Origin of the sequence: Streptococcus oralis, assembly GCF_018448765.2 — a bacterium.
Taxonomy (GTDB): Bacteria; Bacillota; Bacilli; order Lactobacillales; family Streptococcaceae; genus Streptococcus; species Streptococcus oralis_BM.
In genome coordinates this window covers 502667-523089 of the sequence record NZ_JAHCMC020000001.1, presented here as the reverse complement: position 1 = coordinate 523089, position 20423 = coordinate 502667, and the positions used below count along the sequence as shown (strand labels likewise).

At 38.8% G+C, this 20423-nt stretch carries 18 protein-coding genes and 2 pseudogenes; 10 read left to right on the top strand and 10 right to left on the bottom strand.

The genetic code is table 11. The annotated features are described in order from the left end of the window. Positions 1 to 50: 50 nt before the first annotated feature. Positions 51 to 2270, bottom strand: a complete 2220-nt coding sequence (gene recJ / locus KIH88_RS02470) for a single-stranded-DNA-specific exonuclease RecJ (protein WP_162278935.1) — start codon at positions 2268 to 2270, stop codon at positions 51 to 53. A gap of 176 nt (positions 2271 to 2446) precedes the next feature. Here recJ and KIH88_RS02465 point away from each other — a divergent pair, with 176 nt between their 5' ends. The 5 genes from KIH88_RS02465 (at position 2447) to KIH88_RS02445 (ending at position 7041) form a co-directional block, all read left to right on the top strand. Next, positions 2447 to 3205 carry an amino acid ABC transporter ATP-binding protein gene (locus tag KIH88_RS02465; RefSeq protein WP_001229578.1) on the top strand — a complete coding sequence of 253 codons (759 nt, stop codon included), beginning with the start codon at positions 2447 to 2449 and terminating at the stop codon, positions 3203 to 3205. Positions 3206 to 3215: 10 nt separating this feature from the next. Continuing rightward, positions 3216 to 4010 carry a transporter substrate-binding domain-containing protein gene (locus KIH88_RS02460; RefSeq protein WP_213988259.1) on the top strand — a complete coding sequence of 265 codons (795 nt, stop codon included), beginning with the start codon at positions 3216 to 3218 and terminating at the stop codon, positions 4008 to 4010. Between the two features lie 12 nt (positions 4011 to 4022). After that, on the top strand, positions 4023 to 4700 hold the full coding sequence (locus KIH88_RS02455; protein ID WP_084939222.1) for an amino acid ABC transporter permease: 678 nt from the start codon (positions 4023 to 4025) through the stop codon (positions 4698 to 4700). Positions 4701 to 4709: 9 nt separating this feature from the next. Further along, positions 4710 to 5369, top strand: coding sequence for an amino acid ABC transporter permease (locus KIH88_RS02450; protein WP_084939223.1), 660 nt, complete (start codon positions 4710 to 4712; stop codon positions 5367 to 5369). Between the two features lie 385 nt (positions 5370 to 5754). After that, positions 5755 to 7041, top strand: coding sequence for a DUF6161 domain-containing protein (locus KIH88_RS02445; RefSeq protein WP_213988260.1), 1287 nt, complete (start codon positions 5755 to 5757; stop codon positions 7039 to 7041). 294 nt (positions 7042 to 7335) lie between these two features. Here KIH88_RS02445 and KIH88_RS02440 read toward each other — a convergent pair whose 3' ends face one another. Together KIH88_RS02440 and KIH88_RS02435 are read right to left on the bottom strand one after the other, a co-directional pair. Beyond that, the gene (locus tag KIH88_RS02440; RefSeq protein WP_213988261.1) at positions 7336 to 8202 is read right to left on the bottom strand and encodes a hypothetical protein; all 867 of its coding nucleotides are present in this window, start codon (positions 8200 to 8202) and stop codon (positions 7336 to 7338) included. A gap of 56 nt (positions 8203 to 8258) precedes the next feature. After that, positions 8259 to 8561: a helix-turn-helix domain-containing protein gene (locus KIH88_RS02435; RefSeq protein ID WP_213988262.1), complete on the bottom strand. Its 303-nt coding sequence runs from the start codon at positions 8559 to 8561 to the stop codon at positions 8259 to 8261. A gap of 511 nt (positions 8562 to 9072) precedes the next feature. On the opposite strand from KIH88_RS02435, the pseudogene KIH88_RS02430 reads away from it, so the two are divergent. From KIH88_RS02430 to KIH88_RS02420, 3 genes and pseudogenes are all read left to right on the top strand, one after another. After that, a pseudogene (locus KIH88_RS02430) lies at positions 9073 to 10046 on the top strand (replication initiation protein). Continuing rightward, positions 10043 to 10246 (top strand): DUF3173 domain-containing protein, encoded by a 204-nt coding sequence (locus KIH88_RS02425; RefSeq protein WP_213988263.1) that lies wholly within the window; start codon positions 10043 to 10045, stop codon positions 10244 to 10246. The pseudogene KIH88_RS02430 and the gene KIH88_RS02425 overlap by 4 nt, the downstream one beginning before the upstream one ends. Positions 10247 to 10297: 51 nt before the next feature. Then, positions 10298 to 11080 carry a DUF4037 domain-containing protein gene (locus KIH88_RS02420; protein ID WP_213988264.1) on the top strand — a complete coding sequence of 261 codons (783 nt, stop codon included), beginning with the start codon at positions 10298 to 10300 and terminating at the stop codon, positions 11078 to 11080. A gap of 286 nt (positions 11081 to 11366) precedes the next feature. Here the strand turns inward: KIH88_RS02420 and KIH88_RS02415 are convergent, their stop codons facing one another. The 3 genes from KIH88_RS02415 to KIH88_RS02405 form a co-directional block, all read right to left on the bottom strand. After that, positions 11367 to 12389 carry a YdcF family protein gene (locus KIH88_RS02415; RefSeq protein ID WP_213988265.1) on the bottom strand — a complete coding sequence of 341 codons (1023 nt, stop codon included), beginning with the start codon at positions 12387 to 12389 and terminating at the stop codon, positions 11367 to 11369. 67 nt (positions 12390 to 12456) lie between these two features. Then, entirely contained in the window at positions 12457 to 12894 is a 438-nt protein-coding gene (locus KIH88_RS02410; protein WP_213988266.1) for an Rrf2 family transcriptional regulator, read from the bottom strand. A 72-nt stretch (positions 12895 to 12966) separates the two neighbouring features. After that, the gene (locus KIH88_RS02405; RefSeq protein WP_213988267.1) at positions 12967 to 13809 is read right to left on the bottom strand and encodes a metallophosphoesterase family protein; all 843 of its coding nucleotides are present in this window, start codon (positions 13807 to 13809) and stop codon (positions 12967 to 12969) included. A 211-nt stretch (positions 13810 to 14020) separates the two neighbouring features. Between KIH88_RS02405 and KIH88_RS02400 the strand changes: the two genes are divergently transcribed. Further along, entirely contained in the window at positions 14021 to 14365 is a 345-nt protein-coding gene (locus KIH88_RS02400) for a hypothetical protein (protein WP_213988268.1), read from the top strand. Between the two features lie 363 nt (positions 14366 to 14728). Next, the gene (gene thrS, locus KIH88_RS02395) at positions 14729 to 16672 is read left to right on the top strand and encodes a threonine--tRNA ligase (RefSeq protein WP_213988269.1); all 1944 of its coding nucleotides are present in this window, start codon (positions 14729 to 14731) and stop codon (positions 16670 to 16672) included. Positions 16673 to 16825: 153 nt separating this feature from the next. On the opposite strand, the gene KIH88_RS02390 is transcribed toward thrS, so the two are convergent. From KIH88_RS02390 to KIH88_RS02375, 4 genes and pseudogenes are all read right to left on the bottom strand, one after another. Then, complete coding sequence (locus KIH88_RS02390) at positions 16826 to 17875, bottom strand: DUF389 domain-containing protein (protein ID WP_213988270.1); 1050 nt, start codon at positions 17873 to 17875, stop codon at positions 16826 to 16828. Positions 17876 to 18018: 143 nt separating this feature from the next. Beyond that, a pseudogene (locus tag KIH88_RS02385) lies at positions 18019 to 18297 on the bottom strand (ABC transporter permease); the annotation flags it as partial. Positions 18298 to 18372: 75 nt separating this feature from the next. Next, the gene (locus tag KIH88_RS02380) at positions 18373 to 19347 is read right to left on the bottom strand and encodes a sensor histidine kinase (protein WP_213988271.1); all 975 of its coding nucleotides are present in this window, start codon (positions 19345 to 19347) and stop codon (positions 18373 to 18375) included. After that, on the bottom strand, positions 19340 to 20017 hold the full coding sequence (locus KIH88_RS02375) for a response regulator transcription factor (RefSeq protein ID WP_213988272.1): 678 nt from the start codon (positions 20015 to 20017) through the stop codon (positions 19340 to 19342). Before KIH88_RS02375 ends, KIH88_RS02380 begins: the two co-directional genes overlap by 8 nt. Positions 20018 to 20423: the final 406 nt, after the last annotated feature.

Sequence of the window (20423 nt, the reverse complement as noted above, 5' to 3'; positions counted from 1 at the left end):
AGATTTGTTTTCAAAAAAGAGCTGGTTACCCAACTCTTTCCTAACTTCTACTATTTTTCCATTAAAAAATCATAGATTTCTTGCACCGTACCCAGCGCCATCATTTCTTGGTCTTTAACAGTCTGTTTGAGATTTTGGTAAATCTGACTTTCAGCAATTTCCCTTTTCGGCGCTTCTTTATTGACTGTCATGACACCATCTTTGATCGTCACAAAACCTAGCTCTTCAAATACTTGGATCATCTTGACCAGCAAGATTTGTTGGATATTGAGATAAGCCGCCAAATCTTTCAGCTTGTAGCGAATATCAAACTCTGGGAACTGGTAAATGGTCTTGTACAATTTGGCAAACTGCTCTCTAGTTCCATAACCTGTCAGATAGTAGGCCTTGTCAATGTCATTTTTGAAATAGACAGCTGAGAAATTCTGTTCCTGAAAAACGGTCTTCAGCAGGGTAATATCCTCGGGAATGGTTTTCACAACCACAGCATCACTAGTCGCTAAATCTGGCACCTCTCCAGAGAAATCCAAGACTGGAACCCCTTCTGGCAGGGCTACGTTCTTCCCACGAATGTTAAAGAGTTGAACACCCTCCACACGCGCATCCACCATCATTAACTGGAGAGCAGTTTGGCCATTCCATTGGTTGACAGACAGGGTGACTGCCAATTCTAGATTCTTGGTTTGAGCAAACTCTGTCGCCCATCTACCTTGTCCGAAGGCCACCACTTCAAAACTCGCCTCACCCTTGGAAATTTTTAGTTTGAGGTGGGCATTGCCTGCCCCCATAGTACGGGCACTTTCGACCTGAAAATCCTTGATATAAAAGACAGGTTTCTGATTGTCCATGCCAAAAGGTGCCAAACGTTCAAAGCTTTTGACCGTTTCCAAGCTAAGTTTCTCCAAATCCAGTTCTTCATCTAGATTTAACTTGTTCTTACCACTAGCATCTGCGCCTTTTTCACGGACATAGTCTTCCAAAACCTGAGATAAATCTGAGAGTTTCTCCACTTCCAGCGTCATTCCTGCTGCACCAGCATGGCCGCCAAAGGCGATAAAGAGGTCGCGATGGGGATCCAGAGCTTCAAAAATATCAACCGCTTCCACACTACGAGCACTACCTTTGGCACGACCATCTTCTATATTAAGAACAATAACCGTCTGCCCTAGCTCTTCCAACAAACGACCAGCAACGATACCCAGAACGCCAGGATTCCAGCCCTCCTTTGCCAAAACCTGGACCTTCTTCTCAGGATCCACCATGGTCTTAGCTTCTTCATAGATAGATTGGACGATTTCCTTGCGCTCTTCGTTTTTCTGGTGAATCATGAGGGCAATCTCATGTGCTTCCTCATCGTCAAACCCAGTCAGCAAATCAATGGCAGGATTGGGATCATCCAATCGCCCCAAGGCATTTAAACGAGGGGCAATCTGAAAGCCAACCGTTTCTTCCGTTACTTCATTAGCAGCAATCCCAGCCATGTCCAGCATTTCTTGTAGTCCAATGCGCTGAGTATGTCCCAACATTTCCAGACCATATTGAACCAAAATACGGTTTTCATCTGTCAAACTCACCATATCTGCAATGGTTCCGATAGCAACCAAATCAAGCAGTTCCACTTGCACTTCTTCTAAAAGGGCGCAAGCCAGCTTGAAAGCCACTCCACAACCAGCTAAACATTTGAAGGGATAGTCCGCATCTGGATGCTCAGGGTGAACAATCGCATAGGCATCAGGAAGGATTTCCGGCATGGAATGGTGGTCAGTCACAATAACATCCACTCCCATAGACTGGGCCAATTCAATGGCCTCGTGACCAGCAACTCCATTATCCACTGTCACAACCAAGGAAATTCCCTCTTGCTCGATAAAGTATTTATAGACACTGGCATTGGGACCATAGCCATCGGTAAAACGATTGGGCAGATAAACTCGGCACTCCGCGCCAAGCTGTTCCAAACTTTCCTTCACAATCGAAGCTGAAGTCATACCATCCGCATCATAGTCTCCATAGACGAGAATATTCTCCCCTTCTTCAATAGCCTGACGAATCCTTTTCACTGCCTTGTCCATATCATGGAGCAGATAGGGGTCATGCAAGTCCTCTAAAGAAGGTTCTAAAAACTTCTTTAGACTTTCTTCATCCTGAATCCCTCTTTCAAATAATAATCGAGCCACCTCAGGACCCAGTCCAGCCTTCTTGGCTATCTTTGTAAAATCCGCATCTTCAACCTGCGGGGCAAACTGCCATTCATAAGTAGGAGTTATCAAAAAAACATCCACTCTTTCTAAGAATTCTATCGTTTCATTATAACATGATTTAAGCATTTTCTCTATCCTGATTGCTTTGTACAAAAATTTTACTAACTTTTTTCTGATATTATTTGACAAGACAAATCTTTTGATGTAGAATCGTGTTATAAAATCTAACACAAAGGAGATCTCTCATGGCTTTAGTAGAATTTAAACACGTCGAAAAATATTACGGAGACTACCACGCACTCCGCGACATCAATCTCCGTTTTGAAAAAGGACAAGTCGTTGTCCTGCTTGGACCTTCTGGTTCTGGGAAGTCCACTCTTATCCGTACGATTAATGGTTTGGAGGCTGTTGACAAAGGAAGTCTCCTAGTCAATGGACACCAAGTAGCAGGTGCTAGTCAGAAAGATTTAGTTCCTCTTCGTAAGGAAGTCGGCATGGTTTTCCAACATTTTAACCTTTATCCACACAAAACAGTGTTAGAAAACGTAACACTCGCACCCGTTAAAGTTCTAGGAATTGATAAAAAAGAAGCTGAAAAAACAGCCCAAAAATATCTGGAATTTGTAAATATGTGGGACAAGAAAGATTCCTATCCCGCCATGCTATCTGGTGGTCAAAAACAGCGGATCGCCATTGCTCGTGGTCTTGCCATGCATCCGGAGCTCCTCCTCTTTGATGAGCCAACATCTGCTCTTGACCCTGAAACCATCGGAGATGTTCTAGCAGTTATGCAAAAACTGGCGCATGATGGGATGAACATGATCATCGTTACCCACGAAATGGGCTTTGCCCGTGAAGTTGCGGACCGCATCATCTTTATGGCTGACGGGGAAGTTTTAGTAGATACGACAGATGTCGATGACTTTTTCGACAATCCAAGCGAACCTCGTGCACAACAATTCCTCAGCAAAATCATCAACCACGAAAGTGACAAAGTAAAATAAGGAGGTCTCTATGAAAAAGAAAGTCTTTTTATCAGCAATAGTGATTAGCCTTTTCGGCCTTGCTGCTGCCAAACCAGTCCAAGCCGATACCAGTATCGCAGACATTCAAAAAAGAGGCGAGCTCGTTGTCGGTGTCAAACAAGACGTTCCCAATTTTGGCTACAAGGATCCCAAGACAGGGACTTATTCTGGTATCGAAACTGACCTTGCCAAGATGATTGCAGACGAACTCAAGGTCAAGATTCGCTACGTTCCAGTTACCGCTCAAACCCGCGGACCACTATTAGACAATGAACAGGTCGACATGGATATCGCAACCTTCACCATCACAGAAGAACGTAAAAAACTCTACAACTTTACCAGTCCCTACTATACGGACGCTTCTGGCTTTTTGGTCAACAAATCTGCCAACATTAAAAGCATTGAGGGCCTAAACGGAAAAACCATTGGGGTTGCCCAAGGATCCATCACCCAACGCTTGATTACCGAACTGGGTAAAAAGAAAGGTCTAACCTTTAAATTTGTCGAACTTGGTTCCTACCCAGAATTGATTACTTCCCTTCACGCTCACCGTATTGATGCCTTTTCCGTGGATCGCTCTATCCTATCTGGTTACATCAGTAAACGAACAGAATTGCTAGATGATAGTTTCAAGCCATCTGACTACGGTATCGTTACCAAGAAATCAAATACTGAGCTCAACGACTATCTCGATAACTTGGTTACCAAATGGAGCAAGGATGGCAGTTTGCAAAAACTTTATGACCGTTACAAGCTCAAACCATCTAGCCATACTGCAGATTAAGGAGGACACCCCATGACAGATTTATCATCTTGGACAGCCTATTTTCAGGATCTTGGACAATTTTTCAATGGCTTCCTCTTTACTCTTGCCCTAGCAATCGGATCCTTTATCCTCGCCATGGTCTTGGGTATCTTCTTTGGAGCCATGTCAACTAGCAAGCGCCCAATTTTGCGCATTTTAGCTCGCATCTTTGTCGAATTTTACCAAAATACTCCCCTCTTGGTGCAGTTTGTCATCGTCTTCTATGGTTTGCCTCTTATCAGTGACCATACCATCATGATTCCGATTTATTGGACAGCTGTTCTCTGCGTCGGACTTTATCACGGTGCCTATATTGCTGAGGTTATTCGTTCAGGGATTCAGTCCATCCCTAATGGTCAGATGGAGGCCGCCTTATCACAAGGTTTCACCTATATCAGTGCCATGCGATTGATTATCTTGCCTCAGGCCTTCCGTATCATTCTCCCTCCTTTGACCAACCAAATCGTCAACCTTATCAAGAATACTTCAACGGTTGCTGTCATCTCTGGGGTGGACTTGATGTTTGTGACCAAGTCTTGGTCAGCTCTCAACGGAAACTACATCCCAGCCTTTCTAGGTGCTGCCTTACTCTACTTTGCCCTATGCTTCCCTGTCGCCCAATTTGGTCGCAAGATGGAGCAAGCCAATAAAAAAGCCTATTCACTTTAGGAGGTTACTATGGAATCTATTTTAGAAGTTTTGACCCCAGATAACCTAGCCTTTATCTTTAAAGGATTTGGCTTGACCCTCTACATTTCTCTAATTGCTATCGTCCTCTCGACCCTTATCGGAACAGTACTAGCCGTCATGAGAAATGGGAAAAATCCTATCTTACGGATCATCTCCAGCATTTATATCGAGTTTGTACGTAACGTTCCCAACCTTCTCTGGATTTTCACCATCTTTTTAGTGTTTAAGATGAAGTCCACACCAGCTGGTATCACTGCCTTTACTCTCTTTACCTCAGCAGCCCTAGCTGAGATTATCCGAGGCGGTCTCAACGCCGTGGACAAGGGACAGTACGAAGCTGGAATGTCTCAGGGATTTACCTCCATACAAATCCTCTACTACATCATTCTCCCACAAGCTATCCGTAAAATGCTGCCAGCTATCATTTCTCAGTTTGTAACTGTGATTAAGGATACCAGTCTTCTTTACTCTGTTATCGCTCTACAAGAACTCTTTGGCGCCAGCCAAATTCTCATGGGACGCTATTTCGAACCAGAGCAGGTCTTCAGTCTTTATATCCTGATTGCCTTGATTTACTTTATCTTTAACTTTGCCATTTCTAGCCTGTCTCATAAGCTAGCAAAACGTTGGCAACAAGCCGCAGAATAAAAAAGAAATGTGAACTCAAAACAAGGGTTCACATTTTTTGCTATAAATGAAAAAGAGTAACTCAATGTTATGCCAACGTTTTACTTTTTGGTAAAATGACTTTAATTGCGAGAATCCGTTTGTAATAAAAAAGAATGCTGATAAATCAATATTCCTGTTATATTCATAACTAGAGAAATAAACTATTTTTACTGTTTAGCTACCAAAAAGCTACCAATAAATTTGGAATCATTTTTAATATGACTTTTAGTAATATACCTTATTACTGGGTTTCTGATAAATTAACTACTACTGTCGACAATTTTACATGTATATCACTTATTTTATCCTACCTTTCTATGGTATAATAGATAATAATATAATTAATCTGCAATAGGTGAGGTTTATGAGTTATACCAAAAGTCAAGTATCAAATTTTCTAAATGATAAAATTCTCTTTAGATTCACAATTTCTAGCGATTTTATCATTGACTTTCACGAACACGAAGAGGTTTTTACATTTGATGAGCTTGAAAAAAATATAAAAAGTAACTTTACTTATTGGAGTTCAATTTACGCTATAGCTCCCAATAATTTTATGTCAAATTGGGAAGCTCTGAATGATAAGTTTAATTCAATAAAAAAATATATTTTTGAGCTTGAAGAATTAAATATTGACAACATAAATAACCAACTTTACTATAATTTATCAAGCAATCGAGAATCAAGAGAACAAGACAAGATGGTTTACATATTATCAATAAGTTCTCCTATTGATAAAGATTCAGAAATTCGTAAAATAAAAAACTTTGTTTCTTTCTATATTCAACAATCTCAAAATAATCTTGATGAAGCCATCAGAAGTTTTATCTATCTATCAAAAAACAATTATCAAATAGGTTCCTATTTTTCAAGCGCCAACAAATATAATTATTATCCAGCGCTATATTTACTTAGAAAAGACTTCTCAAATATTAAAGAAAATATTTCTGATTTTGAAGCAAATATAGTAACTCCTATAACTAACAAGTTGAAAGATATTTCAGATAACTCTGAAGTACAGTATAAAGAAATTACAACTTTCATAGAAGATAAGCATAATCAAATTCAGATACAATATGATGAAAAAGTTTCTGAGTTTGCCGAATTTAAAAAATCTCTCGACGACTGGCAAAAAGAAAAGCATGAAAAAATTAAAGCTTTAGAGGACACTTATGAAAACAAGCTTTCTTTAGAAGCGCCAGAAATACTTTGGAAAAAACGCTCCAAAGAGCATCAAATGCTAGCAAAAAAATGGACATATTTCCTCATTTATGCAGTCATAGCTTTAATATTTGCTCTAGTAGGGTTAGTTGTCGTAATACACTCTTATTTAAATAGTATTCAAAGTGAGCTCCCGTTTATATCGAAATCATTTATACTGATTTCAGTGATTTCATTTTTTATTTACATTGTTAGAATATTGATAAAAATTGTTATGTCAAATCATCATTTAGCTACAGAATATAAACAAAAAGCTGCTTTGACAAGATTCTATCAAGCTCTTACCAAAGCTGGAACCGACATCGAAAAAGAAGAACGATTAATAATTATTAACTCACTATTTAGTAAAGTTGAAACTGGACTAGTAAAAACAGATACCTCAAATGATAGTGATACAATTTTAGCTCTTTTATCTAAGAATCTAAAATAAAAACACTAATTCAAATTCCTAAATGTTTTATTACGGGAATACATAAAAAAAGAATGTTGATAGGACATTCTTTTTTTATTCATTTGAGAAAACTAGGGATTAAGTATGTTTTGCTACCAATTTTTATTTTTTCAAACTAACTTCATACGAACTAATAAATCTCTTTAATTCGTCTTTTGTATTTTTCATTTGAACAAGAGATTTTTTTAGTTCCTTTTGGTTTTTCTTGTCCATACCTAATTCGTTGTCATAGTCAAGGTTCTCTAAATTTAAAATCGAATTATTGAACTCATTCTAAAAAGTTTTTGCCAGTTCAATATCATTATTTTTATTTAGTACAAAAACTTTTACGACAGTTAGTAACTTCGAACATAATATAATATTTTGTGTAGGGTTAACCAACACTTCTTTTACCAGTACAAAAGTGCTACTACTCATCATACCAATATTTAATCCTAATAAGGCACCACCACCAGCTATTACCATTGTGCCACCTGCAACTCCTAAACCACCAGCTGCAATAGCACCTCCTCCGATATATGCTAAAACAGCATTTGTTAATGCAGCTCCATAAAGTCCTGAAAATTGACTTCCGAATAATGCCACTGCAATTTGTGGCGCAAATACTGCTCCGATTCCGGTAAATAATAATGCTAAACCTAGACTTGCTAAAGCTGTGTTAATGAAAAAATTCTTTTTTTTAGTTATTTTCCCAAAAGATTTTTTATAAGTTTTTTTCATTTCTGAGTACAGCTCTTTGGACATAAAGTTGCTAACAATAAATTCTTCTAACCACGAATTTTTTGAATTAAATTTTAATTTACTTTTTTTATCGCTTATATTCAGTGGATAATATGGTTCAAAAACATATGTTTCTAAAGTAACTAAATCAAGCCAAATGGAATTCGACTCAACTTCTTTCCTAGAAATCCAATTTTTTAATTCCTCTTCATCTTTTACCCACTCAATAATATAATCTTGATATGTCTCTGAAAAAACTAACTCAATACCATTTTGCCATTCATTCAACCATTTTGTCTTTTCTTCTTTTAAAGTTTGATTTTTCTCATTTTTAATATCTTCAACGGTTTTTAAAAACTGAAAATTATAGAGAATTTTCGTTTGGTCCATATCTAAGCCTAGCAATTCTAGTGCTTCCATATTTACACTCCTTCTAAATTTTATATAGATAGTTCAAGTTATTTTACCGATAGTAATTAATCTTTCTTATTAATCAAATATTGCTTTAAAACACTAATAATTTCTTTTTTCTCCTTTTCTGTCAATTCATACTCTCTCAATAAACTAACAATTTCTTCTAGTCCATCATCATGTCCTTTTAAAATTTCAAAAGACGTACCAAAGATTTCAGCTAATTTTTCTACTGTTTCATCTTTCGGATTTCTCCCTCCATTTTCCCACCTAGCGTACTGGGCTTGAGCTACACCTAACTTTTCAGCAACTTCTGATTGAGTAAGTCCTACGTTCAGACGGGCTTTTTTTATATTGTCTTTCAACATTTTAAAATTCCTTTCGCTTTTCTATTGACCTATAACCAAAATGATTGTATTATGGTTATATAACCTTTTTGGTTATATAACTAAAAAACATTGCAGGTAATACTAGTCCGCTTATGAATATGAAAAAACACCCCAGAAAGCTCTGCAAAGCATTCTGAGGCTTTCGTTTAAAACCAATATGATTATACCAAAATGGTAATAAAAAGTCCATAAGAAGCGAAATTTGGCTAGCTAGGGATATTATGGCTTCTACACAGTAAATGTCAGAAAAATTGGCAATGCTTACTCCTACCATTCGCCTAGTTTAGAGATTGTGAGACAAGAGCAAGGGCGCAAGCCGAAGGCAATGCGCCCGAAGCACGTAGTTCTCTCAATCTCTAAAAAAGCTGGCGTTTCTAACAGCCAGCAAACAGATACACTTAAGGCAACGCCCTAAGTAACGTGTCGTCAGCAAAACTCAATAGTAACATTGACCTACGCATTTAGCAATTATAGAAAGGAGGCGTTACAGATGAAAAATAACCTTCAAGCACTACGAGAATACCAAAGTCGAGTAGATTTATCAGAACTAGAAAAATCTATTTATATCAGTATTGACCGACTAACAGTAATCCTTGATAGAGACAACTGTTCTCTAAGACGTATATTTTGGGAATTAAGAAATTCTATCGATTCTATTATTCAAGAATTTAGCATTCAAGCAAATCTAAAAGAAGATTATTTTACACTTTATAAAATGATAAATGAGGATAGTATTAATCTAATTTTCTTCCAATTATCAACCTATGGTGGTTATCAAGTCATACGTTTAGACTTTAATCCCAACTCGCTTAAAGAATTTGGAGGTCTTCAAGTATGGAGGCAGATTATGAATTACGCTCGATTAAATGGATTAGATGTTAGACTATCACGTTTAGACCTTGCTTTTGATATTTTTAACAGAGCAGAAATAGTCTTTTTACAACATATCAAAGGTGGAGTTAGTCATAAAATATTCTATGGTAGAGGGGGAAACATAGAAAGTAAATACTGGGGTGCTAGTGGTAGTAATGTTCAAGTACGTTTATACGAAGTCATAAAAGAGCCGATAAATTGAATATCGAGAGTAAACCTTTTTGGTGGCGGTTGGAGTTTCAACTTCGAACAAAGGCTATAAACGCAGAAACTATTTCAGATATTTCTAAACGATTAGAGAATTTTAGTTTTTTTAGTCTTTCAAGTGTTCCAGATGATAGCAAAGCATTTGCCTATATCTTTCTCCACGCACCAGCTCTTTTACCCGAATTATTCCCCTATCTGAAACCTAACACTATAAGAGTCAAAAAAACTAGGCTTAGAAAACACCTAAAAACATTTGATAGTAACTCATTTTCTTTAGAGCTTCAAGATGCACTTAAAAAACAAACACCACGATTAAACAATGAATTAAAACAATTAATTGGTGAATTCATTGAATTTACTAGTAAAGGAGAAGATATTTTATGAACGATAAACTAACTATGACAGTACAAGATATTATGGACTTAGGGTTCTCAAAATGGACTGCTTATAATATTTTACGACAAGCAAAACACATTATGGTTGAACGTGGTTTCGATTTCTATAACAATAAAGGGCTCGGAACCGTTCCCGTATCAGTTGTATCAGAAATTCTTGGATTGGAGAAACTAAATGTCAAAAACTAGATATACTGGTGTTACTAAAGACTTTAAAACCATAACGCAAGGAGAAAAACAATGATTCAAGACCTTTACAAAGAATTCTCTCAACTGGAACAAGTAGAAGCTATCGCTCTTGGTGGTTCACGTGCAGGACAAGACTACGATCAAAATTCTGACTATGATGTCTATGTCTATCTTAACTCACCTATTGACGAGAAAACTCGTCAAATCATTCTTAGCAACTATTGCTCCTATATGGAAATTGGAAACCAGTTTTGGGAGTTAGAGGACGACTGTGTACTAAACAACAGTATCGAAATCGAGTTGATTTATCGTTCGATGGAGTCGTTTGAACAGGAATTGAACTCAACCGTTTTTCAACACAAAGCTCAAAATGCTTATACAACTTGCATGTGGCATAATCTACTCCAAAGCAAGATTCTATACGATCCAAATGGACACTATGCTTCTCTCCAAAAGACTTACCAGATTCCCTATCCACAGGAACTCAAAAAGCATATCATCGAAAGGCAACTCCTTTTGATAGAACAAGCCATGCCTGCCTTCTCTCACCAAATAGAAAAAGCTATCAAACGCCAAGATCTTCTCAGTATGAATCATCGTACGAGTGAGTTTTTTGCTTCCTACTTTGACTTGTTATTTGCTCTCAATGAGCAAACCCATCCTGGTGAAAAACGAATGCTGGAGTACGCAAAGGCCCATTGTGCTCTCCTCCCTAAACAATTTGAAGAAACTATTCGCGGCTATTTCCAACTACTCTACCAACCGCAACAAGGAAAACAAGCGATCGTAACCTTGCAAACTATCCTGAAGGAACTAAAAGCCATTTTGCCATAGACCAAAAAGAAAATGTGAACCTCTGTTGTTGTTCACATTTTTATTTGTCGTTGACTGTAAAATTCTAGTCTACTCATATTCAGTTGCCTATTTTTGGCTCTCTCTGAAAATCTGTAACTAGGTTAGATATTGTTCAATTGATTGACGAGCAATCATGAAGCCGTTCCAAAAACCGCACTCACAATCACTTACCCTGCTCTTTCATTACTAGTGACAATTTTTCCCTTAGGGTTACTACAAGATTTTTTAGAGATTCTAACAAGAATTACAATATGAATTTTACATATTACCATAGAACACCTCTATAGGAGAAAATCAGAGCTAAAATTAATAAAATATAAAAGGCGAGAAAAAGCCATCTCATCTTCACACATAGAGCAATATATTCTCTAATAAAGGCCGATGGAATATAGTAGGCAGCTGTACGGCAACCAAGGCCATCTCCCTTCATCCCAATACGGCGAGCATAGGTACTGGTACGAAAAACATGGTAATCATTGGTCACAAAAAGAAAACGTGGACTAGCCACCAGCTTCTCACCCATTTCTTTTGAGAAGAGAAGATTCTCATAGGTCGTCGTTGAGTCTTCCTCTAGGAGAATCGCTTCTCTCGGAACATCCGTCTCTTCCAGCAAATAATTACAAATTGCCTGAGCTTCGGAAATCTTCTCATCCCCACCTCGACCACCACTTGCGATGATTTTAACATTGGGATTAGGAGACTGGTGATAAGCTTCTACTGCCTTATCAATACGACTCTTCAGTAAGGGAGTCACTTTTTCTCCATTCAACAAGCCTGCTCCGTGAATGATAATAAAATCATAATATTTTTTCTTAGGAATAAAAAGATATAGGATAGAATAAAGCAGAAATCCTGCAAAGGCAAAACCAAAAATCAAATACGAATAAATTAAAAAGAAAAAGATAATATTCACTAGATGATTGGTGTAGAACAAGCCATTGGTATCGCTCACTCGAATCGCCATGATTACAAAAAAGAATAGAATCACGCAACCTAATCCTAGAGACAAATAATTCGCCTTGGATTTCCCCTCTTTCTTCAATAACACAAATCCGTTATAAATAAGGAAAAAGCCACTTAGAAAAACTAAAAAAGGGAGCAAAAGAAAAATCACTGCAAAGAAAAGCATGTGCAATTCTTCTTGCCCAGCCTCATAAAAAAGATTGGCAATAGACAGGTAAGAAAAGAGCAGAGATAAAAGCAAAAGAGCCGGATTCCAGAGACTGCGATTGTCCCTTAAAAACGAAACGAGAAAAAGTAGGACAAAAAATCCTGTAATAAAGTACATAGTCTTCTCCTTTGATAACTACATTTTACCATAATTATGGCAATAGAAAAAGAGGAGCCTAGTCCTCTTATTTTGCTATTCTTGCTTCTGCATCTGCCACAACCTGAGCCAGACTCATCTGACGAAGTTGATTTTCCATAGCTACTTGGATATCCAGCAATTTCTGATCCAAGACCTTATGAATATTAGCCCCTACTGGACAGTTAGGATTGGGATTATCATGGAAACTAAAGAGTTTGCCAGATTTTCCTAGACATTCGACAGCCTGATACACATCAAAAAGGCTAATATCTTGGAGGTCTTTGATAATCTCTGTACCGCCCGTCCCACGCGCAACCGATATCAATCCAGCCTTTTTTAGTTGGGACAAGGTTTTGCGAATAATGACTGGATTAACTCCAACGCTAGCTGCGAGAAAATCACTGGTCACCTTGCTTTCCTTACCCTTGATAGCAATAATAATTAGCATATGGGTCGCAATGGTAAATCGACTTGAAATTTGCATTTTGTTCCCCTTTCACCTGAGATTCTCATCATCTCTCTTCTCATACTCATTATACCCCTTTTTGATGTCATGTCAATCATTACTACTATCCAACCATGCATCCAACTCAACATCATGCCCCTGTTTTTGAGCAATCTCATACAGAAGTTCTTGGTTATGAGTATGGTGAATCCCATTTACCAAACTTTCATAGTAGACCTGGAAATAGGGGAGCTTTAAATCTTTAGCCAACTGCAATTCAGCCTCTACATCATAATCCACTCGACGAAAATCAACATCAGAAAAACCTGCTTCATCAAACTCTAAGATCATATACTGGGCCCGTAGGTCCATACGTAATCCCGCATCTAAAAAGAAGGGTTGTCCAATGGACCCTGGATTAAGAATCAACTGTCCATCACTTCCATAACGAAGCAACTGTTGGTGGATATGACCATATACTGCGATGGAGGCATGCGGTTCCGTCACTAATCTATCAAAATCTTCTTGTTTTCCCGTATGAATCAACTCCCTACCCCAGTTTTTATCAGGGAGATGGTGAGTGATTCCCACCATCAAATCACCAAACTGACGATGAACTTGCATGGGTTGATTGTGGAGGTCTTCGATTTCTTCAGGGCTGATTTCTTCTAATATATACTGGCATTGACGTAGGAGATAACAATGACTAGCTTTTGTCAAATCTAGCTTACGATGCAAACCTCGCCAGAGACTATTCTCCCAATTACCAAGAACTCTTACAGTGATAGGTAAGCTAGCCAAGAGATCCAAAATTCTTCTACGTCCTGTTCCTGGCATCAGAATATCCCCCAAAAGCCAGTACTCATCTACCTTTGCCTTTTTAGCATCAGTCAGTACAGCTTCTAGAGCTGTCGTATTCCCATGTATGTCTGAAAGAACTGCTATTTTGGTCATTCTTTCTCCTCATTTCCTCTTACTTCTTTTGTTAGTATTATAGCAGAAAACACTCAAAAAGAGCACTATCACTACTCACTGAATTAACTTGTAAAGGCTTCCAAGACGTGCTATAATAGACGTGCTATAATATAAGTAGAGAGTTCCCCTTCATTTAGGATTATGCGGTCTTCAACATCTCTCAATTTTTGTAGATTGGAGGACTATTGCCATGCGGAAATATCTTAAGTATATTCCATACTACCTTGTCATTTTCTTCTTTTACTGGCCACTCTATGAACTCCTCTCTCTACTCATCTCTGACCCATATACACTGAAAGGACTGTACATTTACAACATCATCCTCTTTTCACCTCTGGTAACCTTTATCGTATCACTACTTTATAGCTATCGATTTCATTTCTCACTTTGGTGGCTACTCGGTATTGGTCTGCTCTATTGCTTTACCATCATCACCTTTGGTGAATTCATTCTGCTTTATTTCCTAGCTTACGAAATCTTTACCCTACTTGGTATGGCTTCTGGTGTGGGGATCAAGCATGTCTTCCAGCGATAGAAAAATAAAAAAATTATACAAAAATCTTGAAAATTCTCGCAATCATGCTATAATAATGCATAGAGACAAGTCACTTAGTCCCTTTCTACTAGAGAGTGCGTGGTTGCTGGAAACGCATAGAAAGCCTAAACTGATACTACTCTACTGACTTTTATGCAAACATAAAACGGTGGCCACGTTAAAGCCAATCTGAGGTGTCCCTCTTTTTTGAGGAACATAAATGAAGGTGGAACCACGTTGCGACGTCCTTTTATGGATGTCGCTTTTTGATTTATTAACGAAAAATCAAAAGGAATTTCTATTTATATTTCAAGGGCACCTTCACTATAACTAGGCTAATAAAAACTTTATAAGGAGAAAACCATGATTAAGATTACTTTCCCAGATGGCGCTGTTCGTGAATTCGAATCTGGCGTTACTACTTTTGAAATTGCCCAATCTATCAGCAATTCCCTTGCTAAAAAGGCCTTGGCTGGTAAATTCAACGGCAAACTCATCGATACAACTCGTGCTATCACTGAAGATGGAAGCATCGAAATCGTGACGCCTGATCACGAAGATGCTCTGCCAATCTTGCGCCACTCAGCTGCTCACTTGTTTGCCCAAGCAGCTCGTCGCCTCTTCCCAGACATTCATTTGGGTGTCGGTCCAGCTATCGAAGACGGCTTCTACTACGATACCGACAATACTGCTGGCCAAATCTCCAACGAAGACCTGCCTCGTATCGAAGAAGAAATGAAAAAAATCGTTAAAGAAAACTTCCCATCAATCCGTGAAGAAGTGACTAAGGACGAGGCCCGTGAAATCTTCAAGAACGACCCTTACAAATTGGAATTGATTGAAGAACACTCAGAAGACGAAGGCGGTTTGACTATCTACCGTCAGGGCGAATACGTGGACCTCTGCCGTGGTCCTCACGTCCCATCAACAGGTCGTATCCAAATCTTCCACCTGCTCAACGTAGCTGGTGCCTACTGGCGTGGAAATAGCGACAACGCGATGATGCAACGAATCTACGGTACAGCTTGGTTTGACAAGAAAGACTTGAAGAACTACCTTCAAATGCGCGAAGAAGCCAAGGAACGTGACCACCGTAAACTCGGTAAAGAGCTTGATCTCTTCATGATTTCACAAGAAGTCGGACAAGGTTTACCATTCTGGTTACCAAATGGTGCCACTATCCGTCGTGAATTGGAACGCTACATTGTTGACAAGGAAATCGCTGCAGGCTACCAACATGTTTACACTCCACCAATTGCCTCAGTGGAACTCTATAAAACTTCTGGTCACTGGGATCACTACCGTGAAGATATGTTCCCAACTATGGACATGGGGGACGGTGAAGAGTTTGTCCTCCGCCCAATGAACTGTCCTCACCATATAGAAGTTTATAAACACCATGTACACTCATACCGTGAATTACCAATCCGTATCGCTGAGATTGGCATGATGCACCGATATGAAAAATCTGGCGCCCTTACAGGCCTTCAACGTGTACGTGAAATGTCCCTAAATGATGGTCATACTTTTGTAGCTCCAGAACAAATTGAGGAAGAATTCAAGAAAATTCTTCAATTGATTATCGACGTGTATGAAGACTTTAATTTGACAGATTATCGTTTCCGCTTGTCTTATCGTGACCCAGAAGATAAACACAAATACTTTGACAACGATGAAATGTGGGAAAATGCACAACGCATGTTGAAAGCAGCTATGGATGATATGGAACTGGACTACTTTGAAGCTGAAGGTGAAGCAGCCTTCTACGGACCAAAATTGGATATCCAAGTTAAAACTGCCCTCGGTAAAGAAGAAACCCTTTCTACTATCCAGCTTGACTTCTTGCTTCCAGAACGCTTCGACCTCAAATATGTTGGAGCAGATGGTGAGGAACACCGTCCAGTCATGATTCACCGTGGGGTTATCTCAACCATGGAACGCTTCACAGCTATCTTGATTGAGAGCTACAAGGGTGCCTTCCCAACATGGCTTGCACCACATCAAGTGACCCTTATCCCAGTATCTAACGAAAAACATGTAGACTACGCTTGGGAAGTGGCTAAGAAACTCCGTGACCGCGGTGTCCGTGCTGATGTGGATGAGCGCAATGAAAAAATGCAGTTCAAGATCCGTGCTTCACAAACCAGCAAGATTCCTTACCAATTGATCGTTGGGGATAAGGAAATGGAAGACGGAACAGTCAACGTTCGCCGCTACGGTCAAAAAGAAACACACACTGTCTCAGTTGATGACTTTGTTGAAACTATCCTAGCTGATATCGCCAACAAATCACGCGTTGAGAAATAAAACAATCACAGTCTGAGAAACATTTTTCAGAGCCAGAAAAAGCAACAACTATTTCAGCTGTTGCTTTTTATATTTTATTTAATCTGAGCTAGTAGTGATTGGTCAAACCACCACACAAGATTTGCTTTCATGAGTTAGATAAGGTCAATATCCTCAATCCTTATCTGCTTCATTTTCTTTTACGAGCTCTTTTTGTGAATCCTTTTCAGAGAGTTTTTGATCGATATACTTGTTAATGGTTTCATAAAATTCCTTGGTCGTATCACTGTCTAATTTTGTCGAATTATGAACTTGATTGACTTTCAATTGAACAGATTGAATACCGTAAGAGGCTTGTTTTTGATGGAGCGCTTCTAATTCTTCGTCTGAAATCGGATCTCCAACAACCGTCAAGACCAATTCATTGTTTCTTGACTTGTAGACTTGATTAATGACCGTATGATTGGCGAACTCTTTTCCTACAAACTGTTTAATTCCTTCTTTTCGCGCTTGATCTATCGTCAGAGTGACTGCTGAATAACTGGCTGGAAGAACCAATAATACAATCAAGGATGTCAAGCCAATTTTCATTTTAATGTTTAGCTCTTTAAATGAACTTAAGGGAGATTTTCTCATCAAAATTCTTGTTCCAACAATGTTGGCTAGCATGATAAAGACACAGTTGATCAAGAAAAGATAGAGAGCCCCAAATAAAAATCGTACATTTCCATTAGCTAAACCATAGCCTGCAGTACAGATAGGTGGCATCAGAGCTGTTGCAATGGCTACTCCTGGCACGATATTGTTTGCTTCTTTTTTCCTTGAACCAATTACGCCTGCTATCCCACCAGCAATAGCAATGAGAACATCCCAAATGGTTGGAGAGGTTCGTGCAATCAATTCGCTACTTTCATAAGATAAGGGAGAAATCCAGAAATACAGAGCCGAGACAAGCAAGCTGACCAATACTTGAGTAAATAAAACCTCTAGAGATTGCTTGATTAAACGGGTATCAAAAATAGCTAAACCAAATCCAAGTCCAACAATCGATGTCATAAGAGGGGAAATCAGCATGGCTCCAATAATGACAGCTGTTGAATTCATATTTAGGCCGATAGAGGCAATAAAAATCGCACACATCAAAATCACTGTATCTCTTAATCGAACATGAAGATCATCATATAATTTCTCACGGTATTCACGTGTTGAATAGTTTCCGGTCATTGGTTACTCCTTTTATTTCATATAATCTTGTTTCTGCATGGATGATGGTAGAGAAACTTCTGTCCAATCTTACATATTTTTAATTCTCACCTGTTATGTTTTTGAAAATTATCCTTTAAGCATCCGTCAGTCTATCCTTAACATTATATCAAAAATTTTACAGTCTTTATCTGAAGAAATCTATCAATTGAACAGATAGAGAAAGTTATCGTCAACCTCATGGTATCATCGACTACTTCAATGACCTTGAGAACTAAACTAAGCATATGATAAGCAAAGGCCAATGGAGAAATGCAAAAATTACAGGAAGGAAGAAAACTGTCAAGATTTGCTTGTTAATGGTTTGCTTAATCTGCTTTTGATCTAGACCTACCTGTTCGTTCGTGGTCTTCATATCCCTCAGAGAGTTGTTTATAGTAGATAAAATAATTTACTAGGATACACAGTTAAAGATAGAAAAGCCCAGTTGTTTTATCCTGGGCTCTTATCTACTCTTCTCACTCAAGGACTAAGTTCACTTGAGCAAACTGAATCCGCACTATCGTTCCTTTTCCGACCTCAGACTCGATACGAATCTGGTGACCCAGTTCTTCAGAAATTTTCTTAGATAGGTAAAGTCCAAGTCCAGATGACTGCTGGGTTAGGCGACCATTATATCCTGAAAAGCCACGTTCAAAGACTCGGAGCACATCACTGTTTTTAATCCCGATTCCCGTATCCTTGATACAGAGCTCCTGGCCTTCCATATAAATCTCTAGTCCACCTTTCTTGGTGTATTTGAGGCTGTTTGAGAGGATTTGTTCAATGACGACCAACAGCCACTTCTTATCGGTCACGATGATTTTGTCAAGGTCATGTAGATTGACCGTCAGTCCCTTTTGGATAAAGAAAAGAGCATACTTACGAACTACTTCCTTAACTAAGTCATCCACTTGAACCTGTTCAAATACCAAGTCATCGTGGAAGCTTTCCAAACGAAGATACTGCAACACCAGATTGGTATAGGAGTCAATCTTAAAGATTTCCTGTTCCAGTTGCTGCTTGACCTCCCGATCAGAAACTTCTGCCACTAAAAGTCGACTAGCCGCAATGGGGGTCTTGATCTGATGAACCCACAAGGTGTAGTAGTCAAGCAAATCCGTCAGTTTACTTTGGGTTTCTGACTTCTTTTGATACAATTCAGACTCACGCTCTTCGAGTTTTTCCGCTAGCACACATTCCAAAGGAGACTTGGGGTCTCTTTCAGCATACAGTACTTCCTGCCGGTAAACCTGAGCTTCTGCAAAAATATCCCAAACCAAAAATAAAAGGGTCAAAAAGCTACTGAGCAGAAAGAAATAAAGAAAATAAGTTCCTAGACTAGCAAATAAAAACTGAAAGAGAAGGACGAGAAAGCCTAATGAAAAAATATAGACAAAGATGCGACTGCGAGAACGCAGATAGGCTAGAAAAAATGATTTCCAATCAAGCATGTTTCAGTCCGTATCCTATCCCTTTCTTGGTTTCGATAAAGCCTGCCAAGCCTTGTTCCTCCAGCTTTTTGCGCAAACGAGCAACATTGACAGACAGGGTATTGTCATCGATGAAAAAGTCACTGTTCCAGAGTTCCCGCATCAGGTCATCACGCGCCACGATATTGCCAGCATGTTCAAACAAGACCCGCAAAATTTGAAATTCATTCTTGGTCAAACTCAGAACTTCCCCCTGATAGTGCAGGTCCATAGACTTGGTATTGAGGATCACACCCGCATACTCCAGCAGACTTTCATCTCGCCCAAATTCATAGGAACGGCGCAACAAGCCTTGAACCTTGGCAAGGAGGACCTGCTGGTCAAAAGGCTTGGTCACAAAGTCGTCCGCTCCCATATTGATCGCCATGACAATATCCATCGCCTGGTCTCTCGAAGACAGAAACATAATCGGCACTTTGGAAATCTTGCGAATCTCCTGGCACCAGTGGTAACCATTAAAAAGAGGCAGACCAATATCCATGAGGACCAAATGAGGCTCTGAGTGAACAAAAAGGCTCAATACTTCCATAAAATCTTCTACCAAAATGACCTCAAAGCCCCACTCAGAGAGCAGTTTCCCCACTTGTTGTCGAATAACTTGGTCATCTTCTACTAGTAAAATCTTGTGCATGCGCTCCTCCTTTGCTATTTCTCAAAGTATCAAAACCCTTCATATCAGATTTACGGATCAGTATCTCATACTGTTTAGCAGCCTATTTCTCAAATCCAGATCAGAAAACAGATGCTAAATAGAGAACATTCCCACTGATATCATACCTTATTTTTAAGTATAGTTCCAGCCTTATCCTATATTTCCCTTTTTATGCTCATTTAGTTAATATTTCTTTTACTCATCTAATAGTCTTAAAAATTAGCCATCTAGTTGGAGTATACGCCTTATAAGCTTATGTAACTCCTCTGTTCATAAAAGTAATCACTTTAAACAACTAGATCTAGCTTTCTTATTGACAGACCAGTTAGGATTTGTTAAGATATGAATGAATACGGAATTATGTTCATTCATACAATAAAGGAGG